13 protein-coding genes are annotated in these 15,635 nt (G+C 69.2%); 6 read left to right on the plus strand and 7 right to left on the minus strand.

The window, feature by feature from the left end:
* The first annotated feature begins 28 nt into the window (after positions 1 to 28).
* The 4 genes from FBY21_RS10055 to FBY21_RS10070 are packed head-to-tail and all read left to right on the plus strand — an operon-like array spanning position 29 to position 3,708.
* Entirely contained in the window at positions 29 to 1,522 is a 1,494-nt protein-coding gene (locus FBY21_RS10055) for an ArnT family glycosyltransferase (RefSeq protein WP_142010753.1), read from the plus strand.
* On the plus strand, positions 1,515 to 2,516 hold the full coding sequence (locus FBY21_RS10060; protein ID WP_142010755.1) for a glycosyltransferase family 2 protein: 1,002 nt from the start codon (positions 1,515 to 1,517) through the stop codon (positions 2,514 to 2,516). The genes FBY21_RS10055 and FBY21_RS10060 overlap by 8 nt, the downstream gene beginning before the upstream one ends.
* A complete protein-coding gene (locus FBY21_RS10065; RefSeq protein ID WP_142010757.1) occupies positions 2,513 to 2,902 on the plus strand; it encodes a GtrA family protein in 390 nt (129 codons plus the stop codon). Before FBY21_RS10060 ends, FBY21_RS10065 begins: the two co-directional genes overlap by 4 nt.
* Positions 2,899 to 3,708: a ChbG/HpnK family deacetylase gene (locus FBY21_RS10070; RefSeq protein WP_142010759.1), complete on the plus strand. Its 810-nt coding sequence runs from the start codon at positions 2,899 to 2,901 to the stop codon at positions 3,706 to 3,708. The genes FBY21_RS10065 and FBY21_RS10070 overlap by 4 nt, the downstream gene beginning before the upstream one ends.
* 9 nt (positions 3,709 to 3,717) lie before the next feature.
* Here FBY21_RS10070 and FBY21_RS10075 read toward each other — a convergent pair whose 3' ends face one another.
* Together FBY21_RS10075 and FBY21_RS10080 are read right to left on the minus strand one after the other, a co-directional pair.
* A complete protein-coding gene (locus tag FBY21_RS10075; RefSeq protein WP_142010761.1) occupies positions 3,718 to 4,683 on the minus strand; it encodes a FecR domain-containing protein in 966 nt (321 codons plus the stop codon).
* Positions 4,676 to 5,215: a sigma-70 family RNA polymerase sigma factor gene (locus FBY21_RS10080; RefSeq protein ID WP_107329571.1), complete on the minus strand. Its 540-nt coding sequence runs from the start codon at positions 5,213 to 5,215 to the stop codon at positions 4,676 to 4,678. The genes FBY21_RS10075 and FBY21_RS10080 overlap by 8 nt, the downstream gene beginning before the upstream one ends.
* A gap of 177 nt (positions 5,216 to 5,392) precedes the next feature.
* Between FBY21_RS10080 and FBY21_RS10085 the strand changes: the two genes are divergently transcribed.
* Entirely contained in the window at positions 5,393 to 8,317 is a 2,925-nt protein-coding gene (locus tag FBY21_RS10085) for a TonB-dependent receptor (RefSeq protein WP_253543701.1), read from the plus strand.
* 14 nt (positions 8,318 to 8,331) lie between these two features.
* On the opposite strand, the gene FBY21_RS10090 is transcribed toward FBY21_RS10085, so the two are convergent.
* Positions 8,332 to 9,843: a diguanylate cyclase gene (locus tag FBY21_RS10090; protein ID WP_142010764.1), complete on the minus strand. Its 1,512-nt coding sequence runs from the start codon at positions 9,841 to 9,843 to the stop codon at positions 8,332 to 8,334.
* A gap of 161 nt (positions 9,844 to 10,004) precedes the next feature.
* Positions 10,005 to 10,919, minus strand: a complete 915-nt coding sequence (locus tag FBY21_RS10095; protein WP_044409016.1) for a LysR family transcriptional regulator — start codon at positions 10,917 to 10,919, stop codon at positions 10,005 to 10,007.
* A gap of 96 nt (positions 10,920 to 11,015) precedes the next feature.
* On the opposite strand from FBY21_RS10095, the gene FBY21_RS10100 reads away from it, so the two are divergent.
* On the plus strand, positions 11,016 to 12,023 hold the full coding sequence (locus FBY21_RS10100; RefSeq protein ID WP_142010766.1) for a sodium-dependent bicarbonate transport family permease: 1,008 nt from the start codon (positions 11,016 to 11,018) through the stop codon (positions 12,021 to 12,023).
* A 63-nt stretch (positions 12,024 to 12,086) separates the two neighbouring features.
* Here the strand turns inward: FBY21_RS10100 and FBY21_RS10105 are convergent, their stop codons facing one another.
* From FBY21_RS10105 to FBY21_RS10115, 3 genes are all read right to left on the minus strand, one after another.
* Positions 12,087 to 13,676, minus strand: coding sequence for an ABC-F family ATPase (locus tag FBY21_RS10105; protein WP_044409009.1), 1,590 nt, complete (start codon positions 13,674 to 13,676; stop codon positions 12,087 to 12,089).
* 185 nt (positions 13,677 to 13,861) lie between these two features.
* Complete coding sequence (locus FBY21_RS10110; protein WP_107329567.1) at positions 13,862 to 14,470, minus strand: FMN-dependent NADH-azoreductase; 609 nt, start codon at positions 14,468 to 14,470, stop codon at positions 13,862 to 13,864.
* A 121-nt stretch (positions 14,471 to 14,591) separates the two neighbouring features.
* Entirely contained in the window at positions 14,592 to 15,605 is a 1,014-nt protein-coding gene (locus tag FBY21_RS10115; protein ID WP_044409076.1) for an alpha/beta hydrolase family protein, read from the minus strand.
* Positions 15,606 to 15,635: the final 30 nt, after the last annotated feature.

Consider the following 15,635-nt stretch of genomic DNA (forward strand, 5'->3'; position numbering starts at 1 on the left):
CGGCACCACAGGGAGCGTATCGACCCTCATGCAGACCTCACCGACCATGCGCTGGCAGCGACTCGCGATCCCCGTTCTTCTTCTCCTGTTGCTCCTGCGTCTCATCGCCGCCTGGGCACTCCCCCTCACCGACAAGACCGAAGCCCGCTACGGCGAGATCGCCCGCAAGATGTGGGAGACCGGCGACTGGGTCACCCTGTGGCACGACTACGGCGTGCCCTTCTGGGCCAAGCCGCCGCTGTCCACCTGGCTCTCCGCCGGCAGCATGGACCTGCTCGGCGCCACGGAGCTGGCGGCACGGCTGCCCTCGCTGCTGCTGGCCGTGGCCACCCTGCTGCTGGCGTGCAGCCTGATCCGCCAGCGCAGCGGCCGTGACGCCGCCCTCGCCTGCGCGCTGATCCTCGGCAGCGGGCTGCTGTTCCTCGGCACCGCCGGCACGGTGATGACCGACTCCGCCCTGCTGTTCTGCGTCACCTTCAGCCTGGTGGCCGTCTGGCGTGCCGTGGTCCTCGGCAGCCGGGCCTGGGGCTACCTGCTGTTCGTCGGGCTCGGGCTCGGCCTGCTGGCCAAGGGCCCGCTCGCCGGCGTGCTGGTGGGCATGCCGGTGTTCTTCTGGGTGCTGCTGGGCAACCGCTGGCGTGCCCTCTGGCAGCGCCTTCCCTGGCTTACCGGCCTCCCCCTGATGCTGGCCATCGCACTGCCCTGGTACCTGCTGGCGGAACACCGCACCCCGGGCTTCCTGAACTACTTCATCGTCGGCGAGCACCTCAGCCGCTTCCTCGATGCCGGCTGGAAGGGCGACAAGTACGGCTTCGCCCATGCCACCCCGCGCGGCATGATCTGGCCCTACACCTTCGCCGCGCTGCTGCCCTGGTCGCTGGTCATGCTGGCCTGGCTGGCCCGTCATGGTCGCCAGTTGCCGCGCCTGGTGCGAGACGAGGACGGCTGGGTGCTCTACCTGGCGCTCTGGACGCTGATGACGCCGCTGTTCTTCACCCTCTCCGGCAACATCATCTTCCCCTACCCAATGCCCATGCTGCCGGGCTGCGCCCTGCTGTTCGCCGAGCTCTGGCTGCGCGCCCGGCGCAACCCCGACAGTGGCATCGCCCTGCCCCTGATCGCCGCCATCGGCGCCCTGCTGCTGGCCGCCGTGCTGGCCGTGAACCATTTCCAGGGGGACCGTTACCTGCGCACCCAGAAGGACGTGATCGCTGCCTGGCGTACCCAGCATCCGTCGCCGGCCAGCGCGCTGGTGTACTGGAGCGACAGCCGCGCCTTCTCCGCCGAGTTCTATTCCCACGGCCGCGCCCGTACCACCGAGGACCCGGAGCAGCTGCGCGCCTGGCTGAGCGGCCGCCCCGGCAGCTTCATCGTCTGCGAGGACAAGGACCTGCGCCAGCTGCCGGCGGACATCCGCGCCCGCTTCGAACCCGTGGCGCAGGTGCGCAACGTCGGCAACACCTTCCTGCTGCTGGGCGAAGCCGCCCCCATCCCGGACGCCGAGGACCATCGCCATGACTGATTACCAGGTGCCCCCCTACCTGCTGTCGCTGCGTGCCCAGGAGCGGCCGGCCGATCCGCTGGTCAGCTGCATCCTGCCGGCCTACAACGAGGCGGCCAACATCGTGCCGATGCTGCAGACCCTGCACGCCCTGCTCGACGCCGCCGGCTACCGCCACGAACTGGTGGTGGTGGACGACGGCAGCCGCGACGACACCGTGCAGCAGGTACTCGGCCAACTGGATGCCCTGCCCGTGACGCTGATCCAGCTGTCGCGCAACTTCGGCAAGGAGATCGCTCTGAGTGCCGGCATCGACCAGGCCCGGGGCGACGTGGCGGTGCTGATCGACTGCGACTTCCAGCACCCGCCGGAGCGCGTCCCGGACTTCCTCGAGCAATGGCGCCAGGGCTACGACATGGTCTACAGCGTGCGCGAACACCGCCGTGGCGAGCCCTGGATCAAGCGCCTGTGCACCCACGCCTTCTACCGCCTGACCAACAGCGGCTGCCGGCACAAGATGCCGCCGGACACCCAGGACTTCCGCGTGCTCGACCGCTGCGTGCTGGAGGCCCTGCGCCAGATGCCCGAGCGCAACCGCTTCATGAAGGGCCTGTACCACTGGGTCGGCTTCACCCAGCGGCCGATGATCACCCGCGTGGACGAACGCCGCGCCGGCCAGAGCAGCTTCAACTACCGGCGCCTGCTGGACCTGGGCATCACCGGGCTCACCGCCTTCTCCAACCTGCCCCTGCGCATCTGGACCCTGGTGGGCTGCGCGATCTCGCTGCTCGCCATCGGTTACGCCTTCTGGGAGCTGATCCGCACCCTGCTGTTCGGCAACCCGATCCAGGGCTGGCCGACCCTGGCCGTGGCGGTGTGCTTCCTCGGCGGGGTCCAACTGCTGTCCATCGGCATCCTCGGCGAATACATCGGGCGCATCTTCGACGAGGTCAAGCAGCGCCCCAACTACCTGATCAGCCGCATCAGCGGCCGCGACCGGGAGCCCCGTCCTTGAGCCGCGAGCTGTTCTGGTTCGGCGTGGTCGGCATCAGTGCCCTGCTGGTGCACTTCGCCAGCGTGGCCTGGGTGCTGGTGCCCCTGGGGCTGGCGCCGCTGCTGGCCAACGTGCTGGGCTTCCTGCTGGCCTTCCAGGTCAGCTACTGGGGGCACCGGGTGCAGACCTTTCGCGCCACCGGCGTGCCCCATCGCCAGGCCCTGCCACGCTTCTTCGCCGTCGCCTGCCTGAGCTTCGCGGTCAACGAAGGGCTCTACGCCCTGCTGCTGCAGCACACGGCCCTCGGCTACCGCCCGGCCCTGCTGCTGGTCCTGGTCCTGGTGGCCGGGATGACCTTCGTGCTCGGCAAGCTCTGGGCCTTCCGCCTGCCGGGGCGTGCCGGATGAACAGCCACGCCCGCCCACCCCGCCGGCTGACCCTGTGCGCCGACGACTTCGCCCAGACCGACGCCACCAGCGGCGCCATCCTCGCGCTGCTGGGCGCCGGACGCCTGTCGGCCACCAGCGTGATGAGCCAGTCGCCGCTGTGGCCCGAGCACGCCCGAGCACTCAAGGCCTTCGACGGCCAGGCGGACATCGGCCTGCACTTCAACCTGACCCATCCGTTCGAGCACGGAACCCGTCCACTGCCCTACTGGCTGCTGCTGAGCCAGCTCCGCGCCTTGCCCCGTGCACGGCTGCAGGACCTGGCGCTGGCGCAGATCGACCGCTTCACCGAGCACTTCGGCCGCCTGCCGGACTTCATCGACGGGCACCAGCACGTGCACGCCTTCCCGGTGATCCGCGAGGCGCTGCTGGCGGCCATCGAACAGCGCTGGGAAACCATCGCACCGCCCTACCTGCGCGCGCCGGACCGGCTCGCCCACCCCGGCGACAGCGGGCTCAAGGCGCGGGTGCTGGCCAACGCCTGCCGGGGTTTCCAGCAGCGGGCCAAGGCCCAGGGGCTGCGTACGCCGCCCTGGTTCGCCGGCCTCTATGCCCTGACAGCGGAGGCCGACTTCCCGGGGCTCATGCAGGCCTGGCTGGACGCCTGCCCCGACCGTGGCCTGCTGATGTGCCACCCCGGCCACGGCCCGCGCGCCGCTGACGACCCGATTGCAGACGCCCGGGAACGGGAATACGCCTTCCTCGCCAGCGACGCCTTCATGGAGGCCTGCGCTCAGCGGGACATCCTCCTCACGCGCTTCGGCTGATCCAGCCGCTCAGCGCTGGATGCGCATCCCCTCGCCGACGGCCTCGACCCGTACCCCGTGGCTCTGCGCCAGCATGGCCAGCGCCAGGGGCAGGTCGTCGACGGGGAAGGTGCCGGACACTCGCAGACTCGCCACGGCGGGTGACCAGGCCAGGGGCCGGTCGCTGTAGCGCATCAGCTCCTGCGCCCATTGCGCCAACGGCATGTCCTCCGCCACCAGCAGCCCCTTGCGCCAGGCCAGGGCGGACTCGCGCGCGGCCTCGACGGCACCGAACCGCTCACGGCTGAAACGCACCTGCTGCCCGGCCTGCAGGACCGCCTCGTGCGGCACGGCACCCGGGTGGTCGAGGGTCACCTTCACCGCTCCCTGGTACACGGCGAGCAGGGTCGCGTCCGGGAAGGTGCGGACGCTGAAGCGCGTGCCCAGCGCCTGCATCAGCCCCTGCCCGGTGCGTACCCGCAGCGGCCGGGGCGGCACCTGTCGGTCCACCGCCGTGGTCACGTACAGCTCGCCGCGCTGCAGGTGCAGCAGGCGCTGGTCGGCGCTGAAGCGCACCTGCAGATCCGTGTCGCTGTTCAGCGCCACCTGGGTGCCGTCCTCCAGCCACAGCTCGCGGCGTTCACCCCGGGCCGTGAGGTAGTCGACGCCCGCCCGGCTGCGCTGCCACAGCCACCACCCCAGCGGCGCCGAGCAGGTGGCCAGCAGCAGGCTGCGCAGCACCGTGCGGCGGCTGCTGCCAAGCGGGCGGTCCAGGGCCTGCCGGGCCAGGCCCGGCGGCAACGTGCCCAGGCAATCCAGCAGCCGCTGGGCACGCTCCCAGGCGCGCGCGTGCTCGGGACCGGCGTGCTGCCAGTGCACCAGCTCGGCCTGTTCGGCGGGTGTCAGCGGCCGTTCCTGCATCAGCAGCAGCCAGGACGCGGCCTGTTCCAGCACGGTGGCAGCGATGGGGTCGCCAGGGGGGCGCAGGTCAGGCATCGGGCATCCGGCTCAGGCAGACCAGGTAGCCCTGGTGGATGTACTTCTTCACGGTGGGCAGGGCGATGTTCAGGGCCTCGGCGATGGCCTTCTGCTTCATGCCGTCCAGGGTCGCCATGAGGAACGCCTGGCGCACGGGCGGGCGCAAGGTGTCGAGCAGCGCGTCCACCTCATGCAGCGTTTCCAGGATGACGCTCTGCTGCTCCGGCGAAGGGTGCTCCAGCTCCGGCAGCTGCGACAGCGCCTCCAGCCAGGCCTGCTCCAGGGAATGGCGTCGCCGCCAGCTGACCAGCACGCACTGGGCGATGCGGGTCAGGTAGGCGCGGGGCTGCTGGATGGCACCACTCTGGCTGGCATCGCGGCTCACCAGTACCCGCAGGAACACGTCCTGGGCCAGGTCATCGGCGACACCCCGGCCCCAGGAGCGCAACCGGTAGCTCAGCCAGCTGCGCAGCCAGCCGTGGTGCTCGGTGTACAGCGTGGTCACGGGGCAGCGCTCGGCGCGCAGGATCGGGGATTCGGGGGAAGTCATCGCGGAGGGATCGGCACGGCAGGTCGCAAATGAAAACAATTATCACTAAAATCCGAGCCGCCACAAGCACGGATGAAAACAAGAACGATCCGCATATACCTTTTCCAATCTCGTGCGACAGAGGGAATGACAGCCCGCAGCGAGTGGCGGGCCACACACCCTACGAGCGAGAGAACCATGCCTGCAGTCCACCGGCACCCCGCCGCTTCGCCCATGCCCATCCGCCTCTCCCCGATCAGCCTGGCCGTCGGCTGGGCGTTGATCGGCTGCCTGCTGGCCGGTGTCACTGCCCCGACCGTGCAGGCCACGGAGGCGACCGCGACCCACGACCGGCCGGACAGCGCCCACGACTACGACATCCCGCGCGGGCCGCTGGGTGCCGCGCTGGGTCTGTTCGCCAGCCAGTCCGGGCTGCTGCTGTCCTACGATGCCGACCTGACGCGGGGCCGCACCGCCCCCGCACTCAAGGGGCGCTACAGCGTGGCGGACGCCGCGCGGCGCCTGCTGGCCGGCACGGAGCTGGACCTGCTGCCCGGAGCCGCCGGCACCTATGTCCTGCTGCCCCGGAGCACGCCGCCCGAGGCCGGGCTCGAACTGAACCCGACGATGGTCGGCGCCACCGCCCTGCTCGACGACCCGCAGGAGGCCTATCGGGCGCCACGTTCCTCCGTGCACCTGACGCGGGAGGACCTGGACCGCTTCGGCACCGTCTCGGTGGGCGACATGCTCAAGGGCGTGGCCGGCGTACAGGTGGGCGACAGCCGCAACGGCGGCGCGCTGGACGTCAACATCCGCGGCATCCAGGGGCAGAGCCGGATCGCGGTGCGGGTGGACGGCTCGGAGCAGGCGCTGGATGTCTACCGCGGCTACGGCGGCACCCAGCAGCGCAGCTACATCGACCCGGACCTGCTCAGCAGCGTGACCGTGAACAAGGGCCCCAGCCTGCGCTCCGGGGCCATCGGCGGCGCAGTGGAGATGACCACCCTCGGCGTCGACGACATCCTCGTCGACGGCCAGGACGTGGGCCTGCGCGTGACCGGCAACCTCTGGAACAACGGCGTCGAGCCCGCCGACCGCGATGCCCACTCGCGGACCGAGGACCTCAGCGCCGTCCCCCGCACACAGCGCGGCAACCTGTTCAACTCGGCGGCCGAATCCGGCAGCGCGGCCTTCGCCTTCCACCACGAGCGGGTGGACCTGGTGGCCGCCTACGCCCACCGCAACCAGGGCAACTACTTCGCCGGCAAGCACGGCCAGGACCGCTACCGCCTGTTCGACCGCGAGGGCGACGAGCAGCCCAGCGTGGCCAGCACCTACAACGCCGGTGAAGAGGTGCTCAACTCCTCGGCAGAGACCGAGTCCTACCTGCTCAAAACCACCTGGCGGCTGGACGACGAACAGACCCTGGACCTGGGCTACCGCCGCTTCGACGGGCACATGGGCGAGATCATGCCCTCGGACATCTTCCGTTTCGGCACCGCCGGCATCTACCAGTACCCCACCAGCGACGTGGCAATCGACACCTACACCGCGCGCTACCACTACCTGCCCGCCGACAACCCGCTGCTGGACCTCAACGCCGGCCTGTGGCTGACCGACTCGCAGACCAGCTCCCTCAGCGCCGCCTGGATGGCGCCCGCCTCCCAGCTATACCGCACCGACCGCGCCTGGGCACGGCAGGACGACCGGCGCATCGGCGGCGACCTGAGCAACGTGTCGCGCTTCAGCACCGACCACGGCGACTTCACCCTGGAGCTGGGTGGCGCCTTCCAGGTGGAGGACCTGAAGCCGCAGAAAAGCGTGGTCGTCACCCAGCACGACATCAACGCCAACCGCATGCTGCGGGACGCCTCGCGCCAGGAGTTCAGCTTCAACGGCAAGCTGGAGTACCAGCCCATCGAGGAAGTCACCCTGTGGGGCGGCGGCCGCTACAGCCACTACCGCACCCGCGACAACACCGTGCTCGCCGAGGCCCGCCGGGCAGACCGCGCCATGCGCTGGATCACGGTGGAAAGCCCCACGGGCTGGGGCAGCATGATGTGGTTCCCCGACCAGAACGGGCAGTACACCGCCGCCACCGACCCGCGCCTGAACAACGGCATCGTCTTCGGCAACAGCAACGAGCCGTTCAACGGCGTGCCCTTCGACAGCTTCGGCGCCACCCAGGTGACGGTTTCCCCCGAGGAGGTCAGCAACGTCGTCACCGGCTACGCCTACACCCCGCAGCGCGACAGCCACGGCGGCGGCTTCGCCCCGGCCTTCGGCGTCAACGTCGAGTTCCTGCCGGACACCTTCGCCTACCTCACCTACACCGAAGGCCTGCGCCAGCCCTCGCTGTTCGAGACCAGCCAGGGCACCCAGCAGGTCACCCCGGGCAAGCACCTCAAGCCCGAGCGCTCGCGCAGCTGGGAGCTGGGCCTGAGCGCCCTGCGCAGCGACCTGCTGGCATCAGGCGACACCGCGTCCGCCAAGCTGGCGTTCTTCGACAACGAGATCCGCCACTACATCACCCGCTACTACGACCCGAGCCCGGGCCTCTGGGGGCAGATGACCTTCAGCAACACCGACCGCTACAGCACCCGTGGCCTGGAACTGCAGTCGCACTACGACGCCGGGCGCGTGTTCGCCGACCTCTCGGCCACCTACTACCTGAAGACCGAAACCTGCGACGCCGCCTTCGCCGCCAAGCTGCGCGCCGCCGCCAGCCCCTACCAGCGCACCCAGGACACGCCGGACTGTACCCCGGGCAGCTACATGGGCTCGTACACCAACACCCAGAATCCGCCCAGGTTCTCCACCAACCTGCTGGCCGGCCTGCGCTTCTTCGACGAGACACTGACCCTGGGCGGTCGCATGACCCACACCTCCGGCCCCACCGCGCAGCTGGACAAGCCCTGGCAGACCGGCGCCACCACGCCGCAGATCGACTACCGCGCCGTGACGCTGTACGACCTGTTCCTCACCTACAAGGTGCTGGAGCACGCCGAACTGAACCTGTCGGTGCAGAACCTCAGCGACCGCTACTACCTGGACCCGCTGGCGCAGAGCTTCATGCCGGCCCCGGGGCGCACCTGGCGGCTCGGCGTGCAGGCGCGGTTCTGACACGCGACCCGATGCTAGGCCGGCCCGGCCAGCTCCACGCGGTTGCGGCCAGCGTCCTTGGCCCGGTACAGCGCCTGGTCGGCCGCCTCCACCAGCGCCAGCTCGCCCCCCAGCAACGCCGGGCCCTGCAGGGTCGCCACGCCGATGCTGGCGCTGACCCGGCCCAGCGGGCTGGCACTGTGGGGAATCGCCAGCTCCGCCAGGCGCTCCAGGATGGCCTCGCCCACGGCCTGTGCGCCGGCCAGGTCGGTGCCGGGCAGGATCACCGCCATTTCCTCCCCGCCGTAGCGGGCGGCCTGGTCGCTCGGGCGCCGCACGCACCCCTGCAGGGCCTCGCCCACCGCCTTCAGGCACTCGTCCCCGGCGATGTGCCCGTAGGCGTCGTTGAAGCGCTTGAAGTGATCGATGTCCAGCAACAGCAACGACAGCGGCGTCCGCTCCCGGTAGGCACGCCGCGCCTCGGTGGTGAGGGTCATGTCGAAGCCGCGCCGGTTGGCCAGCCCGGTGAGCGGGTCGCGGGAGGCCAGGGCCTCCAGCCGGGCATTGCTCAGCAGCAGGTCCTCGCGGGTCGCCATGAGCAGCCGCTCGGTGCGGATGCGCCGGCGGATGTCGCGGATCAGCAGGTGCCCGACGATGCCGATGCCCCCCAGCATCGCCGTGGCCACACCCACGGTGAACTGCGTTTCGGTGCGCCAGGCCTGCAGGGTCTCGCCCTTGCCGACGGCCACGGTGGTGACCAGGGGCAGGTGTTCGTTCTTGCGGAAGGCATACAGGCGGTCCACCCCGTCCAGGCTCGACGTGAGTGCCGCCGTGCCCACCGAGTGCCCCACCAGGTACTGGGTGTAGATGGGCGACCCGGAGAAATCGTGGGTCATGTCCTGCTCACGGAACGGGTAGCGCACCAGCATCTGCCCGTTGGTGAAGGTGAGCGCGATGGCCCCCTCGGTGCCCACGTCGATCTTGCCGAACAGCCGGAGGAAGTTCTCCACCCCCAGCGTGACCGCCACCACGCCGGCGAAATGGCCGGGGGCGTCCTCGAAGCGCCGGCTGACGGTGATCACCCAGGCACCGGTGGCGCGGCTGCGGATCGGCGGGCCGATGTGCACCTCGCGGGTCGGGTTGTCGCGGTGGAAGCGGAAGAAGGCCCGGTCACCACTGTTGGCATTGGCCGGGACCTCGCCATTGGAGGACATCAGCCAGTTGCCCGCCGCGTCGTAGATGACGATGCCGTTGAGCTGGCTCATCAGCAGCTGCTGCTGGTCCGCCAGGGCATGCAGGCGCTTCATCTGCTCCGGCCCGGTGCCCTCCGCCTCCAGACGCTCCATGAAACCCAGCAGCAGCGTCGAACTCTGCCGGACGATGCCTTCGGCGTAGGTGTCCAGCGCCTGGGTCAGGTTTAGGCTGTGCACGTAGGCTTCATGCAGGGTGCGCTCGCGCGAGGCCCAGACCTTCCAGCCGACCAGGGCGATGAGCGAGACCACGATGATGGCCAGGAGCAGAGCGGTAAGACGGATATCACGTTTCACAAATGCACCACGCAGACTTCCATTTCAGGCGATGCGACGCTGCAAACCCTCGGCAAGTCGCATCGCACCCCTGACAACCTGGAAAAACAGACGACCGGCCACCCGCTCGCCCCGTATCAAACACCCGAACCGATGACAGCATCGGGGGGCCTGGAGGCGCCCTACTGCGACTGGCGCTGCCGGTACCAGGCCTGGGCCATGTCATCGAGGTGGGTGAGGAACACCGTCGCCAGGGGCGACAGGCGCTTGCCCCGAGGGTAGAGCGTCCACCAGTTCGATTGCAGCGGGAATCCCTGAACATCCAGCACGGCCAGTTGCTCGTGCTCGACGATGGGTGCCAGGGCATGGCGGGAAATGACCGACAGCCCCATTTCAGACGCCACCGTCTGCTTGATCGCCTCGTTGCTGCCCAGCTCCACCCAGACCTGGGGCACGAAGCCGACCTGCTGGAAATGCGCATCGCAGGCCAGCCGCGTACCGGAGCCACGCTCGCGGAGGATGAAGCGCTGCTCCGCCAGGTCCGCCAGGGTCAGCCCCTGCCGGCCAGCCAGGGGGTGCGACTGGCTGGCGATCACCACCAGCGGGTTGGGCAGGAAGGCGTGGGTCTCCAGCTCCAGGTCGGCCGGCGGCATGGAGAGGATGTAGAGGTCATCGCGGTTGTCCCGCAGGCGCGCCAGCACCGCATCGCGGTTGAGCAGCTCCAGGGCGATGTCGATCTGCGGGTGGCTGGCGCAGAAGCGCCCGAGCAGGCTGGGCACGAAGTACTGCGCGGTGCTCGCCACCGCCAGGCGCAGGCGCCCCCGGGTCAACCCGCGCATGCCGTCGATGCGCTGCTCAAACGAGCCCCACTCCTCCACCATCGCCTGGGCCGTCTCGGCCAGCGCCTCGCCGGCCTCGGTGAGGTACAGGCGCCGGCCGATCTGCTCGTACAGCGGCATGCCCACCGCCTCGGACAGCTCCTTGAGCTGCATCGACACAGTGGGCTGCGTCACGTGGCAGGCCCGGGCGGCAGCGGTGATGCTGCGGTGCTCGGCCAGGGCGAGGAACAGGCGCAATTGCCGGAACGTCGCATTCATAACCTTTTCTCTAATCTTTGCATCGTAATTATTGATTTTTGATTATGCATCTTGCGCACTAGCCTATGGCCATCCCTGCTCCCCTGGAAACCGACGATGGCCAACTTCCTCGACCCCGCGATCCTCTTCTTCCTCTTCGGCATCTTCGCCGGCCTGCTGAAGTCCAACCTGGAGATCCCCGCACCGATCTCCCGCTTCCTCTCGCTCTACCTGCTGATGGCCCTGGGCCTGAAGGGCGGCTTCGCCCTCGCCGCCTCCGGCTTCACCCCGGAAGTGGCGCGCTCCCTGGGCCTGGCCGTGGTGCTCGCGCTGCTGGTGCCGGCGCTGGCCTACCAGCTGCTGCGCCGCCTGCTCAACGGCTTCGACGCCGCAGCCTTGGCCGCCACCTACGGCTCGGTCAGCGCGGTGACCTTCATCACCGCCATCCAGTACCTGGAGAACCAGGGCCTGCCATACGGCGGGCACATGGCTGCGGCCATGGCGCTGATGGAGTCGCCGGCGATCATCATCGCCGTGGTGCTGGCCAACACCCTGCGCCACCGTGCGCCCGCCCCGGCGGCGCTGGCCACGCCTTCGGGCACCCTGACGGTGGGCGGTGCCCCGAGCGGCGGCGTCGGCCTGGGCAAGGTGCTGCACGAGTCCCTCACCGACGGGGCCCAGTTGCTGCTGCTCGGCGCCATGCTGGTGGGCCTGGTGACCGGCGCCAAGGGCCAGGCCGCCCTGGCACCGTTCTCGGTGGACCTGTTCAAGGGCATGCTCGCCTTCTTCCTGCTGGACATGGGCCTGCTGGCCGCACGCAACCTGGGGGACCTCAAGGGCCGTTCGCCCTGGCTGCTGCTCTACGCGCTGGCCGCCCCGCCGGTGCATGCCTGCCTGGCCCTGGGCCTGTGCGTGCTGGTCGGGGTCGAGGCCGGCAACGCCGCGCTGCTGATGGTGCTGGCTGCCAGCGCCTCCTACATCGCCGTGCCGGCGGCCCTGCGCTTCGCCATCCCCGAGGCGAGCCCCTCGCTGTACTTCGGCATGTCCCTGGGGATCACCTTCCCCTTCAACATCCTGCTGGGCATCCCGCTGTACGTCGGCCTGGCCCACCGGGTGCTGGGCTGAAGCCGGCCCACCTGCGGAAACGAAAAACCCCGCCTGAGCGGGGTTTTTCCTGTCCGGTCGTGATCAGACGATCACGCCCTGGCTGCGCAGGTAGTCATCGTAGGTGCCACTGAAGTCGGTCACGCCGTTCTCCGACAGCTCGATGATGCGGGTGGCCAGGGAGCCGACGAACTCACGGTCATGGCTGACGAAGATCAGCGTGCCCGGGTAGTTCTCCAGCGCCAGGTTGAGCGCCTCGATGGATTCCATGTCCAGGTGGTTGGTGGGTTCGTCCATCACCAGCACGTTGGGCTTCTTCAGGATCAGCTTGCCGAACAGCATGCGGCCCTGCTCACCCCCGGAGATGACCTTGACCGACTTCTTGATGTCGTCGTTGGAGAACAGCATGCGGCCGAGGGTGCCGCGCACCAACTGCTCGCCGCCCTGGGTCCACTGGGCCATCCAGTCGAACAGGGTCATGTCGTCCTCGAAGTCCTCGGCGTGGTCCTGGGCGAAGTAGCCCACGTCGGCGCTCTCGGTCCACTTCACCTCGCCGGCCATGGGCGCCATCTCGCCCACCAGGGTGCGCAGCAGGGTGGTCTTGCCGATGCCGTTGGGGCCGATGATGGCGACGCGCTCGCCGGCCTCGATCTGCATGGACAGGTTCTTGAACAGCGGCGTGCCGTCGAAGCCCTGGCTGACCCGCTCAAGGGTCACCGCCTGGCGGTGCAGCTTCTTGTACTGCTCGAAGCGGATGAAGGGGCTGACGCGGCTGGACGGCTTGACCTCTTCCAGCTGGATCTTGTCGATCTGGCGGGCACGGCTGGTGGCCTGCTTGGCCTTGGAGGCGTTGGCCGAGAAGCGGCTGACGAACTGCTGCAGTTCGGCGATCTGCGCCTTCTTCTTGGCGTTGTCCGAGAGCAGGCGCTCGCGGGCCTGCTCGGCGGCGGTCATGTACTCGTCGTAGTTGCCCGGGAACAGGCGCAGCTCGCCGTAGTCCAGGTCGGCCATGTGGGTGCAGACGCTGTTCAGGAAGTGACGGTCGTGGGAAATGATGATCATGGTGCTGTTGCGCGCGGTGAGCACGCCTTCCAGCCAGCGGATGGTGTTGATGTCCAGGTGGTTGGTCGGTTCGTCCAGCAGCAGCACGTCCGGATCGGAGAACAGCGCCTGGGCCAGCAGCACGCGCAGCTTCCAGCCCGGGGCCACGGCGCTCATCGGGCCGAAGTGCTGGTCCAGGGGAATGCCCAGGCCCAGCAGCAGTTCACCGGCGCGGGATTCGGCGGTGTAGCCGTCCATCTCGGCGAACAGCACTTCCAGCTCGGCCACGGCCATGCCGTCGTCCTCGCTCATCTCCGGCAGGCTGTAGATGCGGTCGCGCTCGGCCTTCACCTTCCACAGCTCGGCGTGGCCCATGATCACCGTGTCGATGACAGTGAAGTCCTCGTAGGCGAACTGGTCCTGGCGCAGCTTGCCCAGGCGGGTGTTGGGTTCGAGCATCACCTGCCCGCCGGACGGCTCCAGCTCGCCGCCGAGGATCTTCATGAAGGTCGACTTGCCGCAGCCGTTGGCGCCGATCAGGCCGTAGCGGTTGCCGTTGCCGAACTTGACGGAAACGTTTTCGAACAGCGGCTTGGGGCCGAACTGCATGGTGATGTTGGCGGTGGAGATCACGGGCGGAATCCTGGGCTGGGCGTGCTGGCACGCAAAAAAGGGCGCGATTGTAGCCGTTTAGGGCCCCCAGCGGGGAGCCGCCTGGCGAGCAGGACGGGTGAGGCCGCGACATTGCCCCTTCAGAAGGCCGAGCACAGCCATGAAAAAGCCCCGCCGAAGCGGGGCTCGTTCATCCTGCCTGCCGATCAGGCAGCCGCGAACAGCTCGCCGATGCGCGACTGGGCGGCCTTGAAGGCGTTGGCGCGGGGTTCCTCGCCGTAGGCCAGGCCTTCGGCACGGACGATCTCGATGTCGGTGATGCCGAGGAAGTTCAGCACCTGCACCAGGTAGGCCTCGTGGGCCTGGCCGCTGGGCTGGCCGGCGTGGATGCCGCCAGCGGTGGAGACGATCACCACCTTCTTGCCACCGGCCAGGCCCTGGGGACCGGCTTCGGTGTACTTGAAGGTCTTGCCGGCGACGGCGATGCGGTCGATCCAGGCCTTGAGCTGGGTGGGCACGGTGAAGTTGTACATCGGCGCGCCGATGACGATGGCGTCGGCACCGAGGAATTCGTCCAGCGAGGCTTCGGACAGGGCGACCTCGGCCTTCTGCGCGGCGTCGCGCAGCTCGGCGGGGGTGGCACCGGCCATCAGGCTGGTGGCGGAGAGGTGGGCGTAGGCGTCCTGGGCAAGGTCACGGTAGGTGACCTGCACGGCCGGCTCGGCGGCCTGCCAGGCTTCGACCACGGCGCGGCTGAGTTGGCGGGAGGCGGACGCGTCACCGAGGATGCTGGAGTCGAGGTGCAGAAGTTTCATGGGAAGGCCCCTGTGTCTGGCGATCGGCGGAGTGCGATCGGAATGGTGGCCATCCTACCCATGCAGCCAAACGACGATTAGTCGGTGCATTTGCGATGCAGCGTCCCATCCATGAGGCGAATCAGCGCAGCGATGTTTGCAGGTCCGCCAGGGTGCGGGTGAAGAAGCGCACGGCCTCGGCATCCAGCTCGCGGTGCACCTCCACCCGGTCGACCCCGTCGGCATCCTCGCAGACCTGGGGCACCAGGGCGTCCATCTCCTCGGAACAGGGCGCCATGAACACGAAATGGCCGGCGCCCGGCACCAGGCGGAAGTCCGGCGGGTTGGGCAGCTTGCGCAGCAGCGCGCGGGCGTTCTGCTCCAGCGGCACCACGCGGTCCTCGTCCCCGCTGTAGAGCAGCACCGGCACCTGCACCGGCTCCAGCCCCTTGCGCCCGAACAGCACGCCAGGGGGCGCCATCAGCATCACGGCGCTGACACGCTCGTCGGCGAAGGGGTCGAGGTCGTCGCGGTCGGGCACCAGCTCGCCCTGGGTGCCGCAGGTGTCGTGGTCGGCCGGCTGCTGCTGGCAGTAGGCACGCAGGCGATCCGGGTCGGGTTGGGCGCCGGCCAGGATCAGCGCGGTCTCGCTGCCGGCGGAGTAGCCGATGACACCGACCCGCTCGGTGTCGAGGCCGCCCGCCAGCAGCGCATCGGACTCCGCCGCATCGATGGCGGCGGACAGCTGCAACGGGCGGCCATAGAGGTTGCTCAGGGTGCCGGTGCGGCTCTGGTCCTTGTAGTTGTCGCCGGTGTGCAGCACGGCGAGCACCACGAAGCCGCGCCGGGCCAGGGCGGTGGCGAGGTCATGGTGGGCCAGCGGCGACCCGCCGTTGCCGTGGGAGAGCAGCACCAGCGGGAAGCGCCCGGCGGCCATCGGCGCATCCTCACCGGCGGCGACGTGGTAGAAGCCCAGGTCGCTGCTCTGCGGCTCGCCCCGGGCCGGGTAGAAGGCCACGGCGCTGAGGCTGGCGCTGTCGTCGAGGGGGTCGCTGAGCACCAGACGGTGCACGCCGACGGCCTGGGCGGCCAGGGCATCGAGGGGAGCCAGGGCGGCCAGCAGGGCCAGGCCGAGAATGGCTGAAAGACGAACCAACATGGTGCTCACCTTCCGTTCCGGGTTCAG

The organism is Pseudomonas sp. SLBN-26 (genome assembly GCF_006715895.1).
Taxonomy (GTDB): Bacteria; Pseudomonadota; Gammaproteobacteria; order Pseudomonadales; family Pseudomonadaceae; genus Metapseudomonas; species Metapseudomonas otitidis.

Bases quoted from the DNA above. Each gene is read 5' to 3' on its own strand.
- FBY21_RS10055 (WP_142010753.1), top strand. From the start codon at position 29: ATGCAGACCTCACCGACCATGCGCTGGCAGCGACTCGCGATCCCCGTT.
- FBY21_RS10060 (WP_142010755.1), top strand. From the start codon at position 1,515: ATGACTGATTACCAGGTGCCCCCCTACCTGCTGTCGCTGCGTGCCCAG.
- FBY21_RS10070 (WP_142010759.1), top strand. From the start codon at position 2,899: ATGAACAGCCACGCCCGCCCACCCCGCCGGCTGACCCTGTGCGCCGAC.
- FBY21_RS10075 (WP_142010761.1), bottom strand. From the start codon at position 4,683: ATGCCTGACCTGCGCCCCCCTGGCGACCCCATCGCTGCCACCGTGCTG.
- FBY21_RS10080 (WP_107329571.1), bottom strand. From the start codon at position 5,215: ATGACTTCCCCCGAATCCCCGATCCTGCGCGCCGAGCGCTGCCCCGTG.
- FBY21_RS10085 (WP_253543701.1), top strand. From the start codon at position 5,393: ATGCCTGCAGTCCACCGGCACCCCGCCGCTTCGCCCATGCCCATCCGC.
- FBY21_RS10095 (WP_044409016.1), bottom strand. From the start codon at position 10,919: ATGAATGCGACGTTCCGGCAATTGCGCCTGTTCCTCGCCCTGGCCGAG.
- FBY21_RS10100 (WP_142010766.1), top strand. From the start codon at position 11,016: ATGGCCAACTTCCTCGACCCCGCGATCCTCTTCTTCCTCTTCGGCATC.
- FBY21_RS10110 (WP_107329567.1), bottom strand. From the start codon at position 14,470: ATGAAACTTCTGCACCTCGACTCCAGCATCCTCGGTGACGCGTCCGCC.